The organism is Streptomyces sp. NBC_00846 (assembly GCF_045207325.1).
Lineage (GTDB): Bacteria > Actinomycetota > Actinomycetes > Streptomycetales > Streptomycetaceae > Streptomyces.
In genome coordinates, this window is the sequence record NZ_CP108846.1 from 6,512,101 (window position 1) to 6,525,869 (window position 13,769).

13 protein-coding genes and 2 pseudogenes are annotated in these 13,769 nt (G+C 69.9%); 11 read left to right on the forward strand and 4 right to left on the reverse strand.

Annotation, left to right across the window (positions count from 1 at the left end; all coding sequences use genetic code 11):
- Positions 1–33: 33 nt before the first annotated feature.
- From OG936_RS29950 to OG936_RS29965, 4 genes and pseudogenes are all read left to right on the forward strand, one after another.
- Positions 34–237 (forward strand): annotated as a pseudogene (locus tag OG936_RS29950) (IS110 family transposase); the annotation flags it as partial.
- A 24-nt stretch (positions 238–261) separates the two neighbouring features.
- Entirely contained in the window at positions 262–1,557 is a 1,296-nt protein-coding gene (gene pcaC, locus OG936_RS29955) for a 4-carboxymuconolactone decarboxylase (protein ID WP_406498929.1), read from the forward strand.
- A 12-nt stretch (positions 1,558–1,569) separates the two neighbouring features.
- Positions 1,570–2,226: an MBL fold metallo-hydrolase gene (locus tag OG936_RS29960; protein ID WP_406498931.1), complete on the forward strand. Its 657-nt coding sequence runs from the start codon at positions 1,570–1,572 to the stop codon at positions 2,224–2,226.
- A 48-nt stretch (positions 2,227–2,274) separates the two neighbouring features.
- Positions 2,275–3,054 (forward strand): exodeoxyribonuclease III, encoded by a 780-nt coding sequence (locus tag OG936_RS29965; protein ID WP_406498932.1) that lies wholly within the window; start codon positions 2,275–2,277, stop codon positions 3,052–3,054.
- A 119-nt stretch (positions 3,055–3,173) separates the two neighbouring features.
- On the opposite strand, the gene OG936_RS29970 is transcribed toward OG936_RS29965, so the two are convergent.
- On the reverse strand, positions 3,174–4,370 hold the full coding sequence (locus tag OG936_RS29970; RefSeq protein WP_406498934.1) for a Cmx/CmrA family chloramphenicol efflux MFS transporter: 1,197 nt from the start codon (positions 4,368–4,370) through the stop codon (positions 3,174–3,176).
- Positions 4,371–4,845: 475 nt separating this feature from the next.
- On the opposite strand from OG936_RS29970, the gene OG936_RS29975 reads away from it, so the two are divergent.
- From OG936_RS29975 to OG936_RS29995, 5 genes are all read left to right on the forward strand, one after another.
- Positions 4,846–5,286 carry a DUF6278 family protein gene (locus OG936_RS29975; protein WP_406498936.1) on the forward strand — a complete coding sequence of 147 codons (441 nt, stop codon included), beginning with the start codon at positions 4,846–4,848 and terminating at the stop codon, positions 5,284–5,286.
- 123 nt (positions 5,287–5,409) lie between these two features.
- A complete protein-coding gene (locus OG936_RS29980; RefSeq protein WP_383761939.1) occupies positions 5,410–6,153 on the forward strand; it encodes an amino acid ABC transporter ATP-binding protein in 744 nt (247 codons plus the stop codon).
- A gap of 13 nt (positions 6,154–6,166) precedes the next feature.
- Positions 6,167–7,078 (forward strand): glutamate ABC transporter substrate-binding protein, encoded by a 912-nt coding sequence (locus OG936_RS29985; protein ID WP_406500662.1) that lies wholly within the window; start codon positions 6,167–6,169, stop codon positions 7,076–7,078.
- Between the two features lie 17 nt (positions 7,079–7,095).
- A complete protein-coding gene (locus OG936_RS29990; protein ID WP_383761941.1) occupies positions 7,096–7,740 on the forward strand; it encodes an amino acid ABC transporter permease in 645 nt (214 codons plus the stop codon).
- Entirely contained in the window at positions 7,737–8,609 is an 873-nt protein-coding gene (locus tag OG936_RS29995; protein WP_406498938.1) for an amino acid ABC transporter permease, read from the forward strand. Before OG936_RS29990 ends, OG936_RS29995 begins: the two co-directional genes overlap by 4 nt.
- A 59-nt stretch (positions 8,610–8,668) precedes the next feature.
- Here OG936_RS29995 and OG936_RS30000 read toward each other — a convergent pair.
- Both OG936_RS30000 and OG936_RS30005 read right to left on the reverse strand, forming a co-directional pair.
- Positions 8,669–8,905 (reverse strand): annotated as a pseudogene (locus OG936_RS30000) (acyl esterase); the annotation flags it as partial.
- Between the two features lie 81 nt (positions 8,906–8,986).
- Positions 8,987–10,201, reverse strand: coding sequence for an Ig-like domain-containing protein (locus OG936_RS30005; protein WP_406498940.1), 1,215 nt, complete (start codon positions 10,199–10,201; stop codon positions 8,987–8,989).
- A gap of 224 nt (positions 10,202–10,425) precedes the next feature.
- Here OG936_RS30005 and OG936_RS30010 point away from each other — a divergent pair, with 224 nt between their 5' ends.
- Positions 10,426–11,592, forward strand: coding sequence for a lipid II:glycine glycyltransferase FemX (locus OG936_RS30010; RefSeq protein WP_406498942.1), 1,167 nt, complete (start codon positions 10,426–10,428; stop codon positions 11,590–11,592).
- The gene (gene murJ, locus OG936_RS30015; protein ID WP_406498943.1) at positions 11,589–13,253 is read left to right on the forward strand and encodes a murein biosynthesis integral membrane protein MurJ; all 1,665 of its coding nucleotides are present in this window, start codon (positions 11,589–11,591) and stop codon (positions 13,251–13,253) included. The genes OG936_RS30010 and murJ overlap by 4 nt, the downstream gene beginning before the upstream one ends.
- A gap of 22 nt (positions 13,254–13,275) precedes the next feature.
- Here murJ and OG936_RS30020 read toward each other — a convergent pair whose 3' ends face one another.
- Positions 13,276–13,659, reverse strand: coding sequence for a hypothetical protein (locus OG936_RS30020; RefSeq protein ID WP_406498945.1), 384 nt, complete (start codon positions 13,657–13,659; stop codon positions 13,276–13,278).
- Positions 13,660–13,769: the final 110 nt, after the last annotated feature.

Here is a 13,769-nt window from a genome sequence, read left to right on the forward strand (position 1 = left end):
CTGCTCGAGCGAACCCCGGGCGCGAGGCAGTACCGTCGCCTCAACCGCGGCGGCGACCGGCGGGCCAACGCCGCTCTGCACCGGATCGTGCAGACCCGCCTGCGCTGTGACCCGCGCACCCAGGAATACCGCGAGCGCCGCATCAAGCAGGGCAAGACCCGGCGCGAAATCGTCCGGTGCCTCAAGCGTTACGCTGCCCGCGAGGTGTTCCACCTGGTCAGGGCCATGCGATCGTGACCCCGTCATAGGGGCTGTTGTGAGATGTGGGAGCGTGGGCGGGTGAGTGAGACGACGACTGAAACCCTGCAATACCGCTTTGACGGGCCAGAAGACGCACCGGTCCTCGTCATGGGGACCTTCCTCGGTGCTACATGGCACATGTGGGACCGGCAGATACCGGAGCTCACCCAGCACTGGCGGGTCCTGCGTTTCGACCTTCCCGGCCACGGAGGCGCCCCCGCCCACCCCGCTTCCGCCGTTACCGAACTAGCCGACCGGCTGCTGGCCACCCTCGACGGGCTCGGGGTCCAGCGCTTCGGGTACGCGGGCTGCTCCCTCGGCGGCGCGATCGGCGCCGACCTCGCGCTGCGCCACCCGCACCGGGTCGCTTCGCTCGCCCTGATCGCCGCCTCGCCCCGGTTCGGCAGCGCCGACGAATTCCGCCAGCGCGGCGTGGTCGTCCGCACCAACGGGCTGGAACCGATGGCCCGCAGCGCGCCGGAGCGCTGGTTCACCCCGGGCTTCGCCGCCGCGCAGCCCGCCATCGTCGAGTGGGCCGTCCAGATGGTCCGCACCACCGACCCCGGCTGCTACATCGCCGCCTGCGAAGCCCTCGCCGCCTTCGACATCCGCGGCGACCTCGGCCGCATCACCGTCCCGACCCTCGTCCTGGTCGGCGCCGAGGACCGGGTCACCGGGCCCGGCGACGCCCGCACCCTGGTCGCGGGCATACCGGACGCCCGGCTGGCCCTCGTCCCCGGCGCCTCCCACTTCGCCCCGGTCGAGCAGCCCGGAGCCGTCACCGATCTGCTCCTCACCCACTTCTCCACGGCCTGGCAGGACACCCTCGCCGCCATCCCCGTCCCGCCGTTCACTCCGCAGCTCTCCACCCCCGTGCTGCCCGTCGCCGAGATCACCGCCGCCACCGCGCGGCCGGAGACCGGCACCACCGGACGCGCAGACCGGTACGAGCCCGGCATGAAGGTGCGCCGCGAGGTGCTCGGTGACGCCCATGTGGACCGCGCCCTGGCCGCCTCCGACGACTTCACCGGCGACTTCCAGGAGCTCGTCACGCGCTACACATGGGGCGAGGTGTGGACCCGGGAGGGCCTGGACCGCCGCACCCGCAGCTGCGTCACGCTCACCGCGCTGGTCGCCGCCGGCCGTCTGGAGAGCCTGGCCGCGCACGTCATGGCCGCACTGCGCAACGGCCTCACCCCGGCCGAGATCAAGGAGGTGCTGATGCAGACCGCCGTGTACTGCGGTGTGCCGGCCGCGAGCGCCGCGTTCTCGATCGCCCAGACCGTGATTCAGGAAGAAACGAGGCTCCGTCCGTAGCAGGATGGGCCTATGAACGCTGCGAACCCCATGCACCTGACACTGACCAAGAAGACGCACTCCTGCATCCGTCTGGAGAGGGACGGGCGGACACTCGTCATCGACCCGGGCGCCTTCTCGGAGCAGGACGCCGCCGTCGGCGCCGACGCGATCCTGGTGACGCACGAGCACCCCGACCACTTCGACGAGGGGCGGCTGCGCGCCGGTCTGGAGGCCAATCCGGCCGCCGAGATCTGGACCCTGCGCAGCGTCGCCGACCGGCTGTCCGCGGCCTTCCCCGGCCGCGTCCACACCGTCGGCCACGGGGACACCTTCTCCGCGGCGGGCTTCGACGTACAGGTGCACGGCGAGCTGCACGCGGTGATCCACCCGGACATCCCGCGGATCACCAACATCGGGTTCCTGGTGGACGGTTCGCTCTTCCACCCGGGCGACGCGCTCACCGTCCCCGACCGGCCGGTCGACACCCTGATGCTCCCGGTGATGGCCCCCTGGAACAAGATCTCCGAGGTCATCGACTACGTACGCGAGGTCAAGCCGCGCCGCGCCATCGACATCCACGACGCGCTCCTCACCGACCTGGCCCGCCCGATCTACGACAACCAGATCGGCAGTCTCGGCGGCACCGACCACGGCCGTCTGGCCCCGGGGGACTCGACCGGCCTGTGACCCCGGCCGGTCCGGCGGCTGTCAGTGGCAGCGGCTAGGTTTACGTACATGCGCATCGCCACCTGGAACGTCAATTCGATCACCGCCCGGCTCCCGAGACTGCTGGCCTGGCTGGAGAGCTCCGGCACGGATGTGCTGTGCATCCAGGAGACCAAGTGCGCCGCCGAACAGTTCCCGGCGGACGCGCTCCGCGAGCTCGGCTACGAGTCCGCGGTCCACGCCACGGGCCGGTGGAACGGGGTCGCGCTGGTCTCCCGGGCCGGCCTGTCCGACGTCGTCGAGGGCCTGCCCGGCAGCCCCGAGTACGAGGGCGCGCAGGAGCCCCGGGCGATCTCCGCGACCTGCGGTCCGGTCCGCGTCTGGTCGGTGTACGTGCCCAACGGCCGCGAGATCGAGCACCCGCACTACGCGTACAAGCTGCGCTGGTTCGAGGCCCTGCAGAAGGCCGTCGCGGCGGACGCCGCGGGCACGCGGCCGTTCGCGGTCCTGGGCGACTTCAACGTGGCCCCGACCGATGAGGACGTCTGGGATCCGGCGCTCTTCGAGGGCGCCACCCATGTCACCCCCGCCGAGCGCGCGGCCCTCGCCGCACTGCGCCGGGAGGGGCTGTCCGACGTCATGCCGCGCCCGCTCAAGTACGACCGCCCGTACACCTTCTGGGACTACCGGGAGCTGCGCTTCCCGAAGAACAAGGGCATGCGGATCGACCTCGTCTACGGTAACGCGCCCTTCGTCGCGGCGGTCACGGACAGCTACGTGGACCGCGAGGAGCGCAAGGGCAAGGGCGCGTCGGACCATGCCCCGGTGGTCGTGGATCTCGACGTCTGACGCCTCGGGCGATCCGTCGTTGTCAGTGGTCGCCGATACCGTGGTCGATGTCCTTATCCCGCTTGCTGGCTGCTTGCTGTGACCAGGACAGCCCCGCCCGTTCAGCGCCGGGCGGGGCTTCATCCACTCTGCTCCCGGACCGCGGGAACGCGGTCCGGGCTCCGCCGGCCGGCGGCCCGGCGCATGCCCAGCGACGCCCAGGCGGTGCCCAGCGCCAGAACCATCAGCAGCACGCTCACCCACAGTGGTGAGCGGAAGCCGAATCCCGCACCGATCGCGAGCCCGCCGAACCAGGGGCCGAGCGCGCCGCCCACATTGAACGCGGATGTGGCGAACGAGCCGGACAGGGTCGGCGCGTCGGCCGCCAGCCGGAACACCCACGAGATCAGCGCCGTCCCGGTGCCGAACGCGAGCATCCCCTGGACCGCGACGAGCGCGACCGTCGCGAACGGGTTCTCCGCGCTCAGCGCGAGCCCGGTCCAGCCGACGGTGAGCGCGACCAGACCGGCCGCGGTGAATGCGCGGGGCCGTGCGTCGACGACCCGGCCGGCGACGGTGACCCCGACGAACGAGCCCAGGCCGAACAGCGCGAGCAGAACGGGCACCCAGCCGGCATCGAGTCCGGTGACCCGGGTGGCGAGCGGTTCGACGTAGGAGAACGCACAGAAGGTCGCGCCCTGCACGAGGGCGCTCGTCAGCAGCGTGAGCAGCAGCCGCGGACGGGCCAGGGCCCGCAGCTCGACGCGGGCGCGCGCCGGGGCGGCCTTCGGCCGGGTCCCCGGAATCGTCCTGGCGATCACGACGACGGCCGGTACGGAGACCAGCGCCACGGCCCAGAACGCCGACCGCCACCCCCACTGCTCACCCAGCGCCGCACCGGCGGGCACTCCGGCCACGCAGGCGATGGTGACGCCCCCGACGACCACGGACGTGGCGCGTGCCCGGGCCTCGGGCGCCACCATGGAGACCGCGGTCACCAGGGCCACGGCCCAGAAACCGGCATTCGCCAGCGCCCCGGCGACCCGCGTCGCCAGGAGCACCCCGTAGCCGGGGGTGAGTGCGCCGAGGACATGGACGGCGCTGAAGACACAGAGGAAGAACAACAGGGCGCGGCGGCGCGGCCAGTTACGGCTGAAGAGCGCCATCAGCGGTGCCCCGACGACCATCCCGATTGCGAAGGCCGAGGTCAGCAGCCCGGCGGCCGGAATCGATACGTGGAGGTCGGCGGCGATGTCCGTGACCAGACCGGACAGCATGAACTCGGATGTGCCCTGGGCGAAGACGGCGAGCCCGAGTGCGTACACGGCGAAAGGCATGAAGGAACCCCATGGACGGCGTTGGATGGACCATGCAGGGGGTGTGGGCCGCGCCCGCCCGTCAGGAGGGGCGGCAACACGGCGGAACGTCCGGGGTGTTCATGGACGGGACTCGACAACTCGGCAGGCGCCGGGCCGGAGAATCAGCGCGCCGGCGCATACGGGGAATGCGCAGCCCACACCGAGGTGATCCTGCGGCGGCAGCCGGGCGGAAGCGGTTCCTTCACCGGTACACGACCGGGCGGGATCGACGCGACAGCGGATCAGCCACCGGCGGACCGGTGGCTAGTCTCTGTCGGACTCGGGGTTGGACACGATCGCGAAGCTACCAGCCCGGCCGCCCTCGCCTCCACCCCTTTTCCGCCGGAGCGGCGGCAGCCGGAACATCCGGACCGGGCCGCGTCCGGTTCAGCACTCGAACGATAACCGCGCGCCCTGTGGTGCGTACCACGCCCGGGATGCGACCCTGAGTGGTATGAACATCCCTTTCTTGGACAACTGGCGTAAGCGCCACGACGGTACGCGAGGGGCGGAGCTCGCCGCCGCCGTCGCGGCCGATCCCGAGGGCGTGGCCGAGCTGCTTGCCGAGTGCGAGCTGCTGCGTGTCCGGGCAGGGCAACGGGGGCTCGAACTCGACGACACCCCGGACTCGTTGGCGGCTCTCGACCAGTTGCCGCCGCGCTGGCGCGACGATCCCGAGGAGCTGCCCTGGCTGGGCAACGACGCGGGGCTCTACCTCGGCACGGTTCTGGTGCGCAATGTCCCTGGTGCGGTCTGGAACATCTGGCCGAGCGGGCAGCCCGTGGTGCGGCTCGCCTCGGGGCGGGAGATCGATGTGGTCGAGGCCGGGCTGGACTGGGCGATGGCGGGCAGCCCCGAGCTCTCGCAGGTGTACTCGGAATCGGCCGAGGGGTAGGACTCTCACTAAAACCAAATAAGACGGCTTATGCCCCATTTGTGCGTGTCGTAGGCGAAGTCCCTTTTCGCGCTGGATAGTTTGCGCTGACCTCGACATAGCGACAAGTGGGTGGGGCAGGGTATGGCCGTCGATCCTTTGATCGAGCTGCGGGACGTCAACAAGTTCTACGGGCAGTTGCACGTACTGCGGGACATCAATCTCACCGTCGGTCGCGGGGAGGTGGTCGTGGTCATCGGCCCCTCGGGCTCCGGCAAGTCGACGCTCTGCCGGACCATCAACCGGCTTGAGACGATCGAGTCCGGGCACATCGCGATCGACGGCAGACCTCTCCCCGAGGAGGGCAAGGGGCTGGCCGAGCTCCGGGCCGAAGTGGGCATGGTCTTCCAGTCGTTCAACCTGTTCGCGCACAAGACCGTGCTGGACAACGTCTCGCTCGCCCAGCTCAAGGTCCGCAAGCGGAAGAAGGACGAGGCCGACCGGCGTTCGCGGGAGCTGCTGGAGCGGGTCGGACTCGTCTCGCAGGCCGACAAGTTCCCCGCCCAGCTCTCCGGCGGCCAGCAGCAGCGCGTGGCCATCGCCCGCGCCCTCGCCATGGATCCCAAGGCGCTCCTCTTCGACGAGCCGACTTCGGCACTCGACCCGGAAATGATCAACGAGGTGCTGGAGGTCATGCAGCAACTCGCCCGGGACGGCATGACCATGGTCGTCGTCACGCACGAGATGGGCTTCGCCCGCTCCGCCGCCAACCGCGTGATCTTCATGGCCGACGGGCGCGTCATCGAGGACCGCACTCCCGAGGCGTTCTTCACCGCCCCGGAGAGCGACCGCGCCAAGGACTTCCTGTCCAAGATCCTGAAGCACTGACGGGGGCTCCGTGTTGCGTACGAGAAAAGTTCTGGCCGCCTGCGCCGCTCTTCTGCTCGCCGTCCTCGTCGCCGGATGCGGCAAGGAGGGCAGCCCGTCAGTGAAGGGGCCGAAGCCCGAACAACTGCCCGTGTACAAGGTCGACACCGCCTTCCGTCTGCCCGGATCACCGACCTGGACGAAGGCGAAGAAGCGCGGATACCTGCGGGTCGGGGCCAAGGAGGACCAGCCCTACCTCGGCGAGAAGGACCCGGCCACCGGCGTCTACTCCGGCTTCGACATCGAGATCGCCAAGATGCTGGCGGCCTCGCTCGGCTTCGACCCGAAGACGATCCGCTTCCGGACCATCGCCTCCGCCAACCGCGAGACGGCACTGCAGAACGGCCAGATCGACTACTACGTCGGCACCTACACCATCAACGCCCTGCGCAAGAGGCTCGTCGGCTTCGCCGGGCCCTACTTCATGGCCGGGCAGTCGCTGCTCGTCCGCACGGACGAGCACGACATCAACGGACCGCAGGACCTGGACGGCAGGACGGTCTGCTCGGCGGCGGGTTCGACCCCGTACCAGCGCATCGCCGCCGACTACCCGAAGGCGATCCTGGTCTCGTACGACACGTACTCGATCTGCGTCGACAACCTGCTCACCTACCAGGTCGACGCCGTGACCACCGATGACGCGATCCTGCTGGGCTTCGCCGCGAAGGCGCCCGGGGAGATGAAGGTGGTGGGCAAGCCCTTCTCCGAGGAGCCGTACGGAATCGGTGTCCCGCGCAGCGACAACGTCTTGCGGTTCGCCCTCGATGACGCCCTGGAGGCCAACCAGAAGAACGGCAACTGGAAGAAGGCGTTCGAGGCGACACTCGGTCTGTCCGGAGCGCCCGCGCCGACCCCGCCGCCCATCGACCGCTACCCGGCGACCTGAGAGGGCGGGCATCGACCATGGACGTACTCACAGAGAACTTCTCGCTCTACGGCAAGGGCTTCCTCGGCACGGTCGAGCTGACCGTCTACTCCTCGATCCTGGCCCTGCTCCTCGGCTTCGTCATGGCCTCCTGCCGGGTGGCACCCGTCGGCTCGCTCCGGATGCTCGGCACGGTCTGGGTCATGGTGCTGCGCAACACCCCGCTGACGCTGCTCTTCTTCGCCGTCCTGCTCGGACTGCCGCGCTTCGGACTGGTTCTTCCGTTCAAGGTCTTCGCGGTCCTCGCGCTCGGCTGCTACACCTCCGCGTTCATCTGTGAGGCACTGCGCTCCGGCATCAACACGGTGCCGAGGGGGCAGGGCGAGGCGGCCCGCAGCCTCGGCATGACGTTCGGTCAGACGCTGAACAGCATCGTGCTGCCACAGGCATTCCGTACGGTGATCCCGCCGATCGGGTCGACGCTGATCGCCCTCGCCAAGAACTCGGCGATCGCCGGGGCCTTCAGCGTGACCGAGCTGCTCGGCACCTACAAGACCCTCAACGAGCTGGGTTACAGCATCATCTGGACCTTCGTCTGGATCGCCGTCGGCTACCTGATCATCACCCTGTCCATCAGTGCGCTCTTCAACGTGATGGAGAAGCGCTGGGGAGTCGCCCGATGACCACCCGCACCGCGCCCTCCGCCACCGCGCTCTACGACATCCCGGGCCCCGTCACCCGCAGGCGTCACCGCCTGTACGGGTTCGCGGCGACGGTACTGATCCTCGCCCTGTTGGGCTGGATCGTCTATCTGCTCGTCGACACCGGACAGTTCGCCGGCGCCAAATGGACGCCCTTCGCATACAAGGGCATCCAGGAGCTGCTGCTGCGCGGACTGGGTAACACCCTCAAGGCATTCGCGCTCGCCGCGGTGTTCTCCCTCGTGCTCGGGGCGGTGCTCGCCGTCGGCCGGCTCTCCGACCACCGGGCCGTGCGCCGGCTCTCGACGCTTCTGGTCGAGTTCTTCCGGGCCATGCCCGTACTGGTGATGATCTTCTTCATCTTCGTGGCCCTGAAGGTGCAGCCCCTGCCCGCGCTGGTCACCGGCCTGACGCTCTACAACGGCTCGGTGCTCGCCGAGGTGTTCCGTACCGGGATCAACTCGGTGGAGCGCGGCCAGCGCGAGGCCGCGTACGCCCTCGGGATGCGCAAGACGCAGGTCACCACGTTCGTACTGGCCCCGCAGGCGGTGCGCGCCATGCTGCCCACGATCATCAGCCAGTTGGTGGTCGCGTTGAAGGACACCTCGCTCGGCTACCTGATCACCTACGAGGAATTCCTCCACGCGGGCAAGCTCATCGCGTCCAACCTCGACTACGATCTTCCCTTCATCCCCGTGGTGATGGTGATCTCGCCGATCTACATCGGGATGTGCATGCTGCTCTCCTGGTTCGCGACCTGGGTGGCCAAGCAGGAGCGGCGCAATCCGAAGACGAAGGCCGTGGAGGTCGCGCCGGCCGAACCAGGAACGCTGCTGCCGGGAGTGCAGTAGCCGGGACCCGCTGCGAAGCGGTCTTTGAGGAGCAGTGCCCGTCCGGCAGCAGCCGGTGATCACTTCTCGCGTGATGCGGTGGTCCCGTACGACGGGTCCGCCGGGGGCGAGGAGAAGGTCAGCTGCGAGCCGACCGGGCTGCGCTCGGCGTCCAGCGGGTCGATCACCAGGGCGGGCCGGCGACCGGCCGGGACACCACGGGCAGCGGAGAACAGCTCCGGGTCCGCGGGGGAACGGCCGGGCCCCGGCGTCCGTCCGCGGAAGGTATAGGGGGCGTTACTGACCAGCGTGCCGAGAGCGGCCCTTCGTCGTGGAGATGCACGGCGGAGGGCCGCTCTTCTGCGGCGGTTGCCACCGGCGCGACGGGGGTCAGCGGGTCACTTCAGTGCGCTCTTCGCCTGCCAGTCGGACCAGGCCACGTTCCACGCCCCGTACCCATTGCCCTCCGCGACCGTGCCCTTGGCATCGGCGCCGGTGATCTCGAACGGGTCGCCGACCCGCACCTGCTGGTACAGCGCGCCGGCGTTGGCGTCGCTCATGCCGACACAGCCCGAACTGTGGTTGGCCACCCCGAAGTAGGCGGCGTTCCACGGCGCCGCGTGGGCGTACATCCCCGACCAGGTCAGCCGCATCGACGAGTCGACCATCTTGTCGTAGGCGTCGCCGAGACCGACCGTCTCGGAGCGCATGTTGATCGTGCCCTCCTTGGCCATCAGCACGGCCGTGCCGCGCCAGGACGCCTTCTCGCCGCCCGGGGTGCCGGCGGACATGGGCACGTCCATGACGGTCTTCCCGTCCCGCTTCAGCGCCAGCCGGTGACGGTCGAGGTCGACCTTCACCACCTGGTTGGTGCCGATGGTGAAGGTGGTCCGGTAGTCGCGGACGAACCAGCCGCCGGACGGGCCGGAGTCGATGCCGTTGAGGTCGGCGTCGAGCGTGACCTTCGTACCGGACTTCCAGTACTCCTTGGGGCGCCAGTCGACGCGGTCCCTGCCGGAGTAGTCCTGCAGCCAGCCCCAGGAGCCCTCGGTGTTGTTCGAGGTGGAGACCTTCAGGGCCTTCTCGACCGCGGCCCGGTCCTTCACCGGGTTGTCGAAGACGATCGACAGGGGCTGGGCGATGCCGACCGTGGTGTTCTTGCCGGGCGCCAGTGTCAGCTTGTTGACCTTGTCGGCCCCGGCGGTGGTGAAGCGGGCCTTGTCACTGCCGCCCTCGGTGTCCTTCGCCTCGACGCCGTACGTGGTGCCGGGCGCGGCGGGCCGGTCCGACGTCCAGGTCCTGCCGTCGGCGGATATTCGGCCGGTGAGCGCGTCCCCCTCGGCTGCGCTCACCGTGACCGCCTTCAGCTTTCCGGCACCGAGGGTCACCTCCACCGGCTTCCCGGGGGTGGCACGGGTGCCCTGGAGGTTCACCGAGATCTTGGTGTCGTGCGCCGGTGCGACCCCGGCCGCCCCCTTGTCCGAGTCCGACGCCGAGGCACCGGAACAGGCGGTGAGCGTGGCGCCGAGCACCGCGGTACCGGCGATCAGGGTGAGCCGGACCGGGCGGACGAACGGGGCGGTACGGCGTATGCGCCGAGGTGCGGAGAACAACGGAAATACCTCCAAGGCCTTGCTTCTCACCGGTGGAGAGGCATGCACCCGACGATAGGTTCCACAAATCAACCAAAAGCTGGGAAATCCTCTATGTGACATGGGTCGCAGCGCAACGGTCATCATTCGGTCACATCCGCCGCTCGGCTCCGTCATGGACCGCTGTGAGCATCCTGCGCAGCCCCCGGAACCGACAGCGGGGCGGACCAGGGAGGGCCACGAACATGTCAGCGCTGCGCGCGACCGGAGACCGCGGCCATGACCACGAGCTGCGAATACGCGGCCTGACCGCCGTCGAGCACCGGGCCTTCGTCTCCACCCGTGCGGACGCGAGCTTTCTGCAATATCCGTCCTGGGCCCCGGTGAAGGACCAATGGGCCTCCGAAATGGTCGGCTGGCACGGCGACTCCGGCGAACTGACCGGAGCCGCGCTGGTGCTCTACCGGCAATTCCCCGGCACCCGAAAGTACTTCGCGTATCTGCCACAAGGTCCGGTCGCCGACTGGGCCGATCCCGACGTCGACCGGTGGCTGCGGCCGCTCATGGCGCACCTGCGCAATTCCGGAGCCTTCGCCGTACGGATCGGCCCCTCACCGGCGTACCGCCGCTGGGACACCGCCCGCCTCAAAGCCGCCACCGGCCCCGGCCGCAAGGTCGGCGACGTACTCGCGACCGAGGTGGATCCGCTCGGTACGGCCGTCGCCGATCGGCTCCGGGCCCGCGGCTGGCGCCGTTGCGGCGGCGACGGGGGAGAGGACGCCGACGCGCAGCCGCGCTACGTCTTCCAAGTGCCGCTCGCCGGACGGACCCCCGACGACCTGTGGTCGGGGCTCAATCAGGAGTGGCGCCGCAATGTCCGCAGAGCGCAGAAGGCCGGGGTGCGGATCGTCATCGGCGGCGCGGCCGAACTCCCCGAATTCCACCGGCTGCTGCGGATCACCGAGGAGCGCGACGGCTTCCGGCTCGGCAGCCCCCTCGCCTATTACCAGCAGCAGTACGCCGTACTCAACGCCGAACACCCCGGCCGTATGAAGCTCTATCTGGCCGTCCACCAGGGCGAGATCCTGGCCGCCCACACCATGATCAGCACCGGTCGACGTGTCTGGTACCAGACCGGCGCCTCCGTCGACCACCGGCGCGAGGTACGGCCCAGCAACGCGCTGCAGTGGAAGATGATGCTCGACGCCCATGGGCTCGGTGCCGATATGCACGACATGCGCGGGGTACCCTCCACCCTTGACCCCGACGACCGTCCCTTCGGGCTGCTGCGCTGGAAGCTCGGCACCGGTGGTCAGGTCGTCGAGACTCTCGGAGAGTGGGAGACATCGGTGGGCGGAGCCGCCAACAACACCTTGTACCGGGCGTTCCAGGCCTACCTGGCACGCCGATGACGGCCACCGAGGCGAGCTCGGCGAAGGCCGCAGGGCGCACGTCCGGTTCGGTGCTGCACAGCGGGGCGGTCATGGCGTCCGGCTCCATCGTCTCCCGGGCGACCGGCTTCGTACGCTCGGCCGTCGTCGTCGCCGCGCTCGGCACCGGACTCCAGGCGGACGGGTACACCGTCGCCAACACCGTGCCCAACATCCTCTACACGCTGCTCATCGGCGGTGCGCTCAACGCCGTCTTCGTCCCGGAACTCGTACGGGCCGCCAGGAACCACGCCGACGGTGGAGCCGCGTACACCGACCGGCTGCTCACCCTCTGCACGATCGGGCTCCTCGCCCTCACCGCGATCACGGTCGTCGGCGCACCGTGGATCGTCTCGGTCTACGCCCCCGACTACCACGGCGAACAGGCCGAACTCACCATCGCCCTGGCCCGCTACTGCCTGCCGCAGATCCTCTTCTACGGACTGTTCACGCTGCTCGGTCAAGTGCTCAACGCCCGCGACCGGTTCGGCGCGATGATGTGGACCCCCGTCCTCAACAACGTGGTGATCATCGCGGTGTTCGGCATCTATCTCACCGTCGCGGCAGGCTCCGACGGGACGTTGACCCCGGCGCAGGCCCGGTGGCTCGGCTGGGGGACCACCGCCGGGATCGCCGTGCAGACCCTTGCCCTGGTGCCCGCGCTGCGCGCCGCGCGGTTCCGCTGGCGGCCGCGGTTCGACTGGCGGGGCAGCGGACTCACCCGGCCGCTGCGCGCGGCCGGGTGGCTCGTCATGCTCGTGCTGACCAACCAGATCGCCTACTGGGTGGTCACCCGGCTCTCCACCGCCACCGGTCAGCACGCCGTCGAACAGCATGTGCCGGGCGGTGTGGGCTACACCGCGTACAGCTACGCCTTTCAGCTGTGGGTGGTGCCGCACGGCATCGTGACCGTCTCGCTCGTCACGGCGCTGATGCCCCGGATGAGCCGGGCGGCGGCCGACGACGACCTGGCGGGGGTGCGACGCGATGTCTCGTACGCCCTGCGCACCTCGGCCGCGGTCGTGGTGCCCGCGGTGGCCGTGCTGTTCGCGCTGGCACCGTGGGTGATCGGGGCCGTGTACGGATACGGGCGCACGGGCGGCGCGGACATCACGGTGATGGCGGGGATGATGATGGCGTTCGCGCCCGGACTGATCGCCTACTCCGGGCAGTACGTACTCTCCCGCGCGTTCTACGCGATGAGCGACACCCGCACCCCGTTCCTCCTCAACCTGGTGATTGCCGCGCTCAACGCCGGGCTCTGCGTCGCCGCGTATCTGCTGCTGCCGGTCCGCTGGGCCGTGACGGGGATGGCCGGGGCGTACTCCGTGGCGCTGTTCGTGGGCTTCGGCGTCACCGCGTACGTGCTGCACCGCAGGATCTCCGGCAGCGGCGCCGCCCGGCCTTCGCTGCTGCGGTCGCCGGGGCTGTGGGCACAGGTCCGGCTGGTGGTGGCGAGTGTGCCCGCCGGGCTGCTGGGGTACCTGGCCGCTCGTGCCTGCGCCGGGTTCGGGGACTTTGCCGCGGTGGGGGCGGGAACCGTCGTCCTCCTGCTCGCGGTGGCGTCGTTGGCCCGGCCGCTCCGGCTGCGGGAGGTCGGCGCGGTGCTCGCGGCGGGCCGGGCGCGGCTGCGGCGGTCGTGAGCCCGGCGGCCCCAGGACCCGCTCACCGGTTCGAATCCAGACGTGCGGCCAGTTGGTCGACGGCGCCGATGTCGACGACCTCCCGCCCTTCTTCGGATGCCTCGCGGATCAGGGCGTAGTAGACCCGGCGGGCCCACTCCAGGTCGGTGCCCGCAGACACGAGGCCGGCCTCCTGCGCGCGGCGGAAGAGCTGATCGCACTGGGCCAAGACGTCGGCGTGCACTCGCGCCGCCTCGGGGTCGGACGGAGCGGCCCGGCTCATCGCGAAGCTCCAGCCGATCTTCACCTGAAGGACGTTGGCGGTCACCTGGTGCAGGGAAACCAGCGGCGGGGAGGTGAGCGGGCGACCGGCCTCCACGGCCTGGCGGAACCGCTCGGTCGCCCAGGTCGCCAGCGCCTCGACCAACGCCTCGCGGGTGGCGACGGCCGCTGCCGCCCGCTGTCCCTGATCGTCACAGCAGGCCGGCGTGCGGACCGAACTCGGTTCATTGGCGTGCGGAACAAGATCCGAGTAAG

Bases quoted from the DNA above. Each gene is read 5' to 3' on its own strand.
- OG936_RS29960 (WP_406498931.1), top strand. From the start codon at position 1,570: ATGAACGCTGCGAACCCCATGCACCTGACACTGACCAAGAAGACGCAC.
- OG936_RS29995 (WP_406498938.1), top strand. From the start codon at position 7,737: ATGACCACCCGCACCGCGCCCTCCGCCACCGCGCTCTACGACATCCCG.
- OG936_RS29965 (WP_406498932.1), top strand. From the start codon at position 2,275: ATGCGCATCGCCACCTGGAACGTCAATTCGATCACCGCCCGGCTCCCG.
- OG936_RS30010 (WP_406498942.1), top strand. From the start codon at position 10,426: ATGTCAGCGCTGCGCGCGACCGGAGACCGCGGCCATGACCACGAGCTG.
- pcaC (WP_406498929.1), top strand. From the start codon at position 262: ATGTGGGAGCGTGGGCGGGTGAGTGAGACGACGACTGAAACCCTGCAA.
- OG936_RS29975 (WP_406498936.1), top strand. From the start codon at position 4,846: ATGAACATCCCTTTCTTGGACAACTGGCGTAAGCGCCACGACGGTACG.
- murJ (WP_406498943.1), top strand. From the start codon at position 11,589: ATGACGGCCACCGAGGCGAGCTCGGCGAAGGCCGCAGGGCGCACGTCC.
- OG936_RS29980 (WP_383761939.1), top strand. From the start codon at position 5,410: ATGGCCGTCGATCCTTTGATCGAGCTGCGGGACGTCAACAAGTTCTAC.
- OG936_RS29990 (WP_383761941.1), top strand. From the start codon at position 7,096: ATGGACGTACTCACAGAGAACTTCTCGCTCTACGGCAAGGGCTTCCTC.
- OG936_RS29970 (WP_406498934.1), bottom strand. From the start codon at position 4,370: ATGCCTTTCGCCGTGTACGCACTCGGGCTCGCCGTCTTCGCCCAGGGC.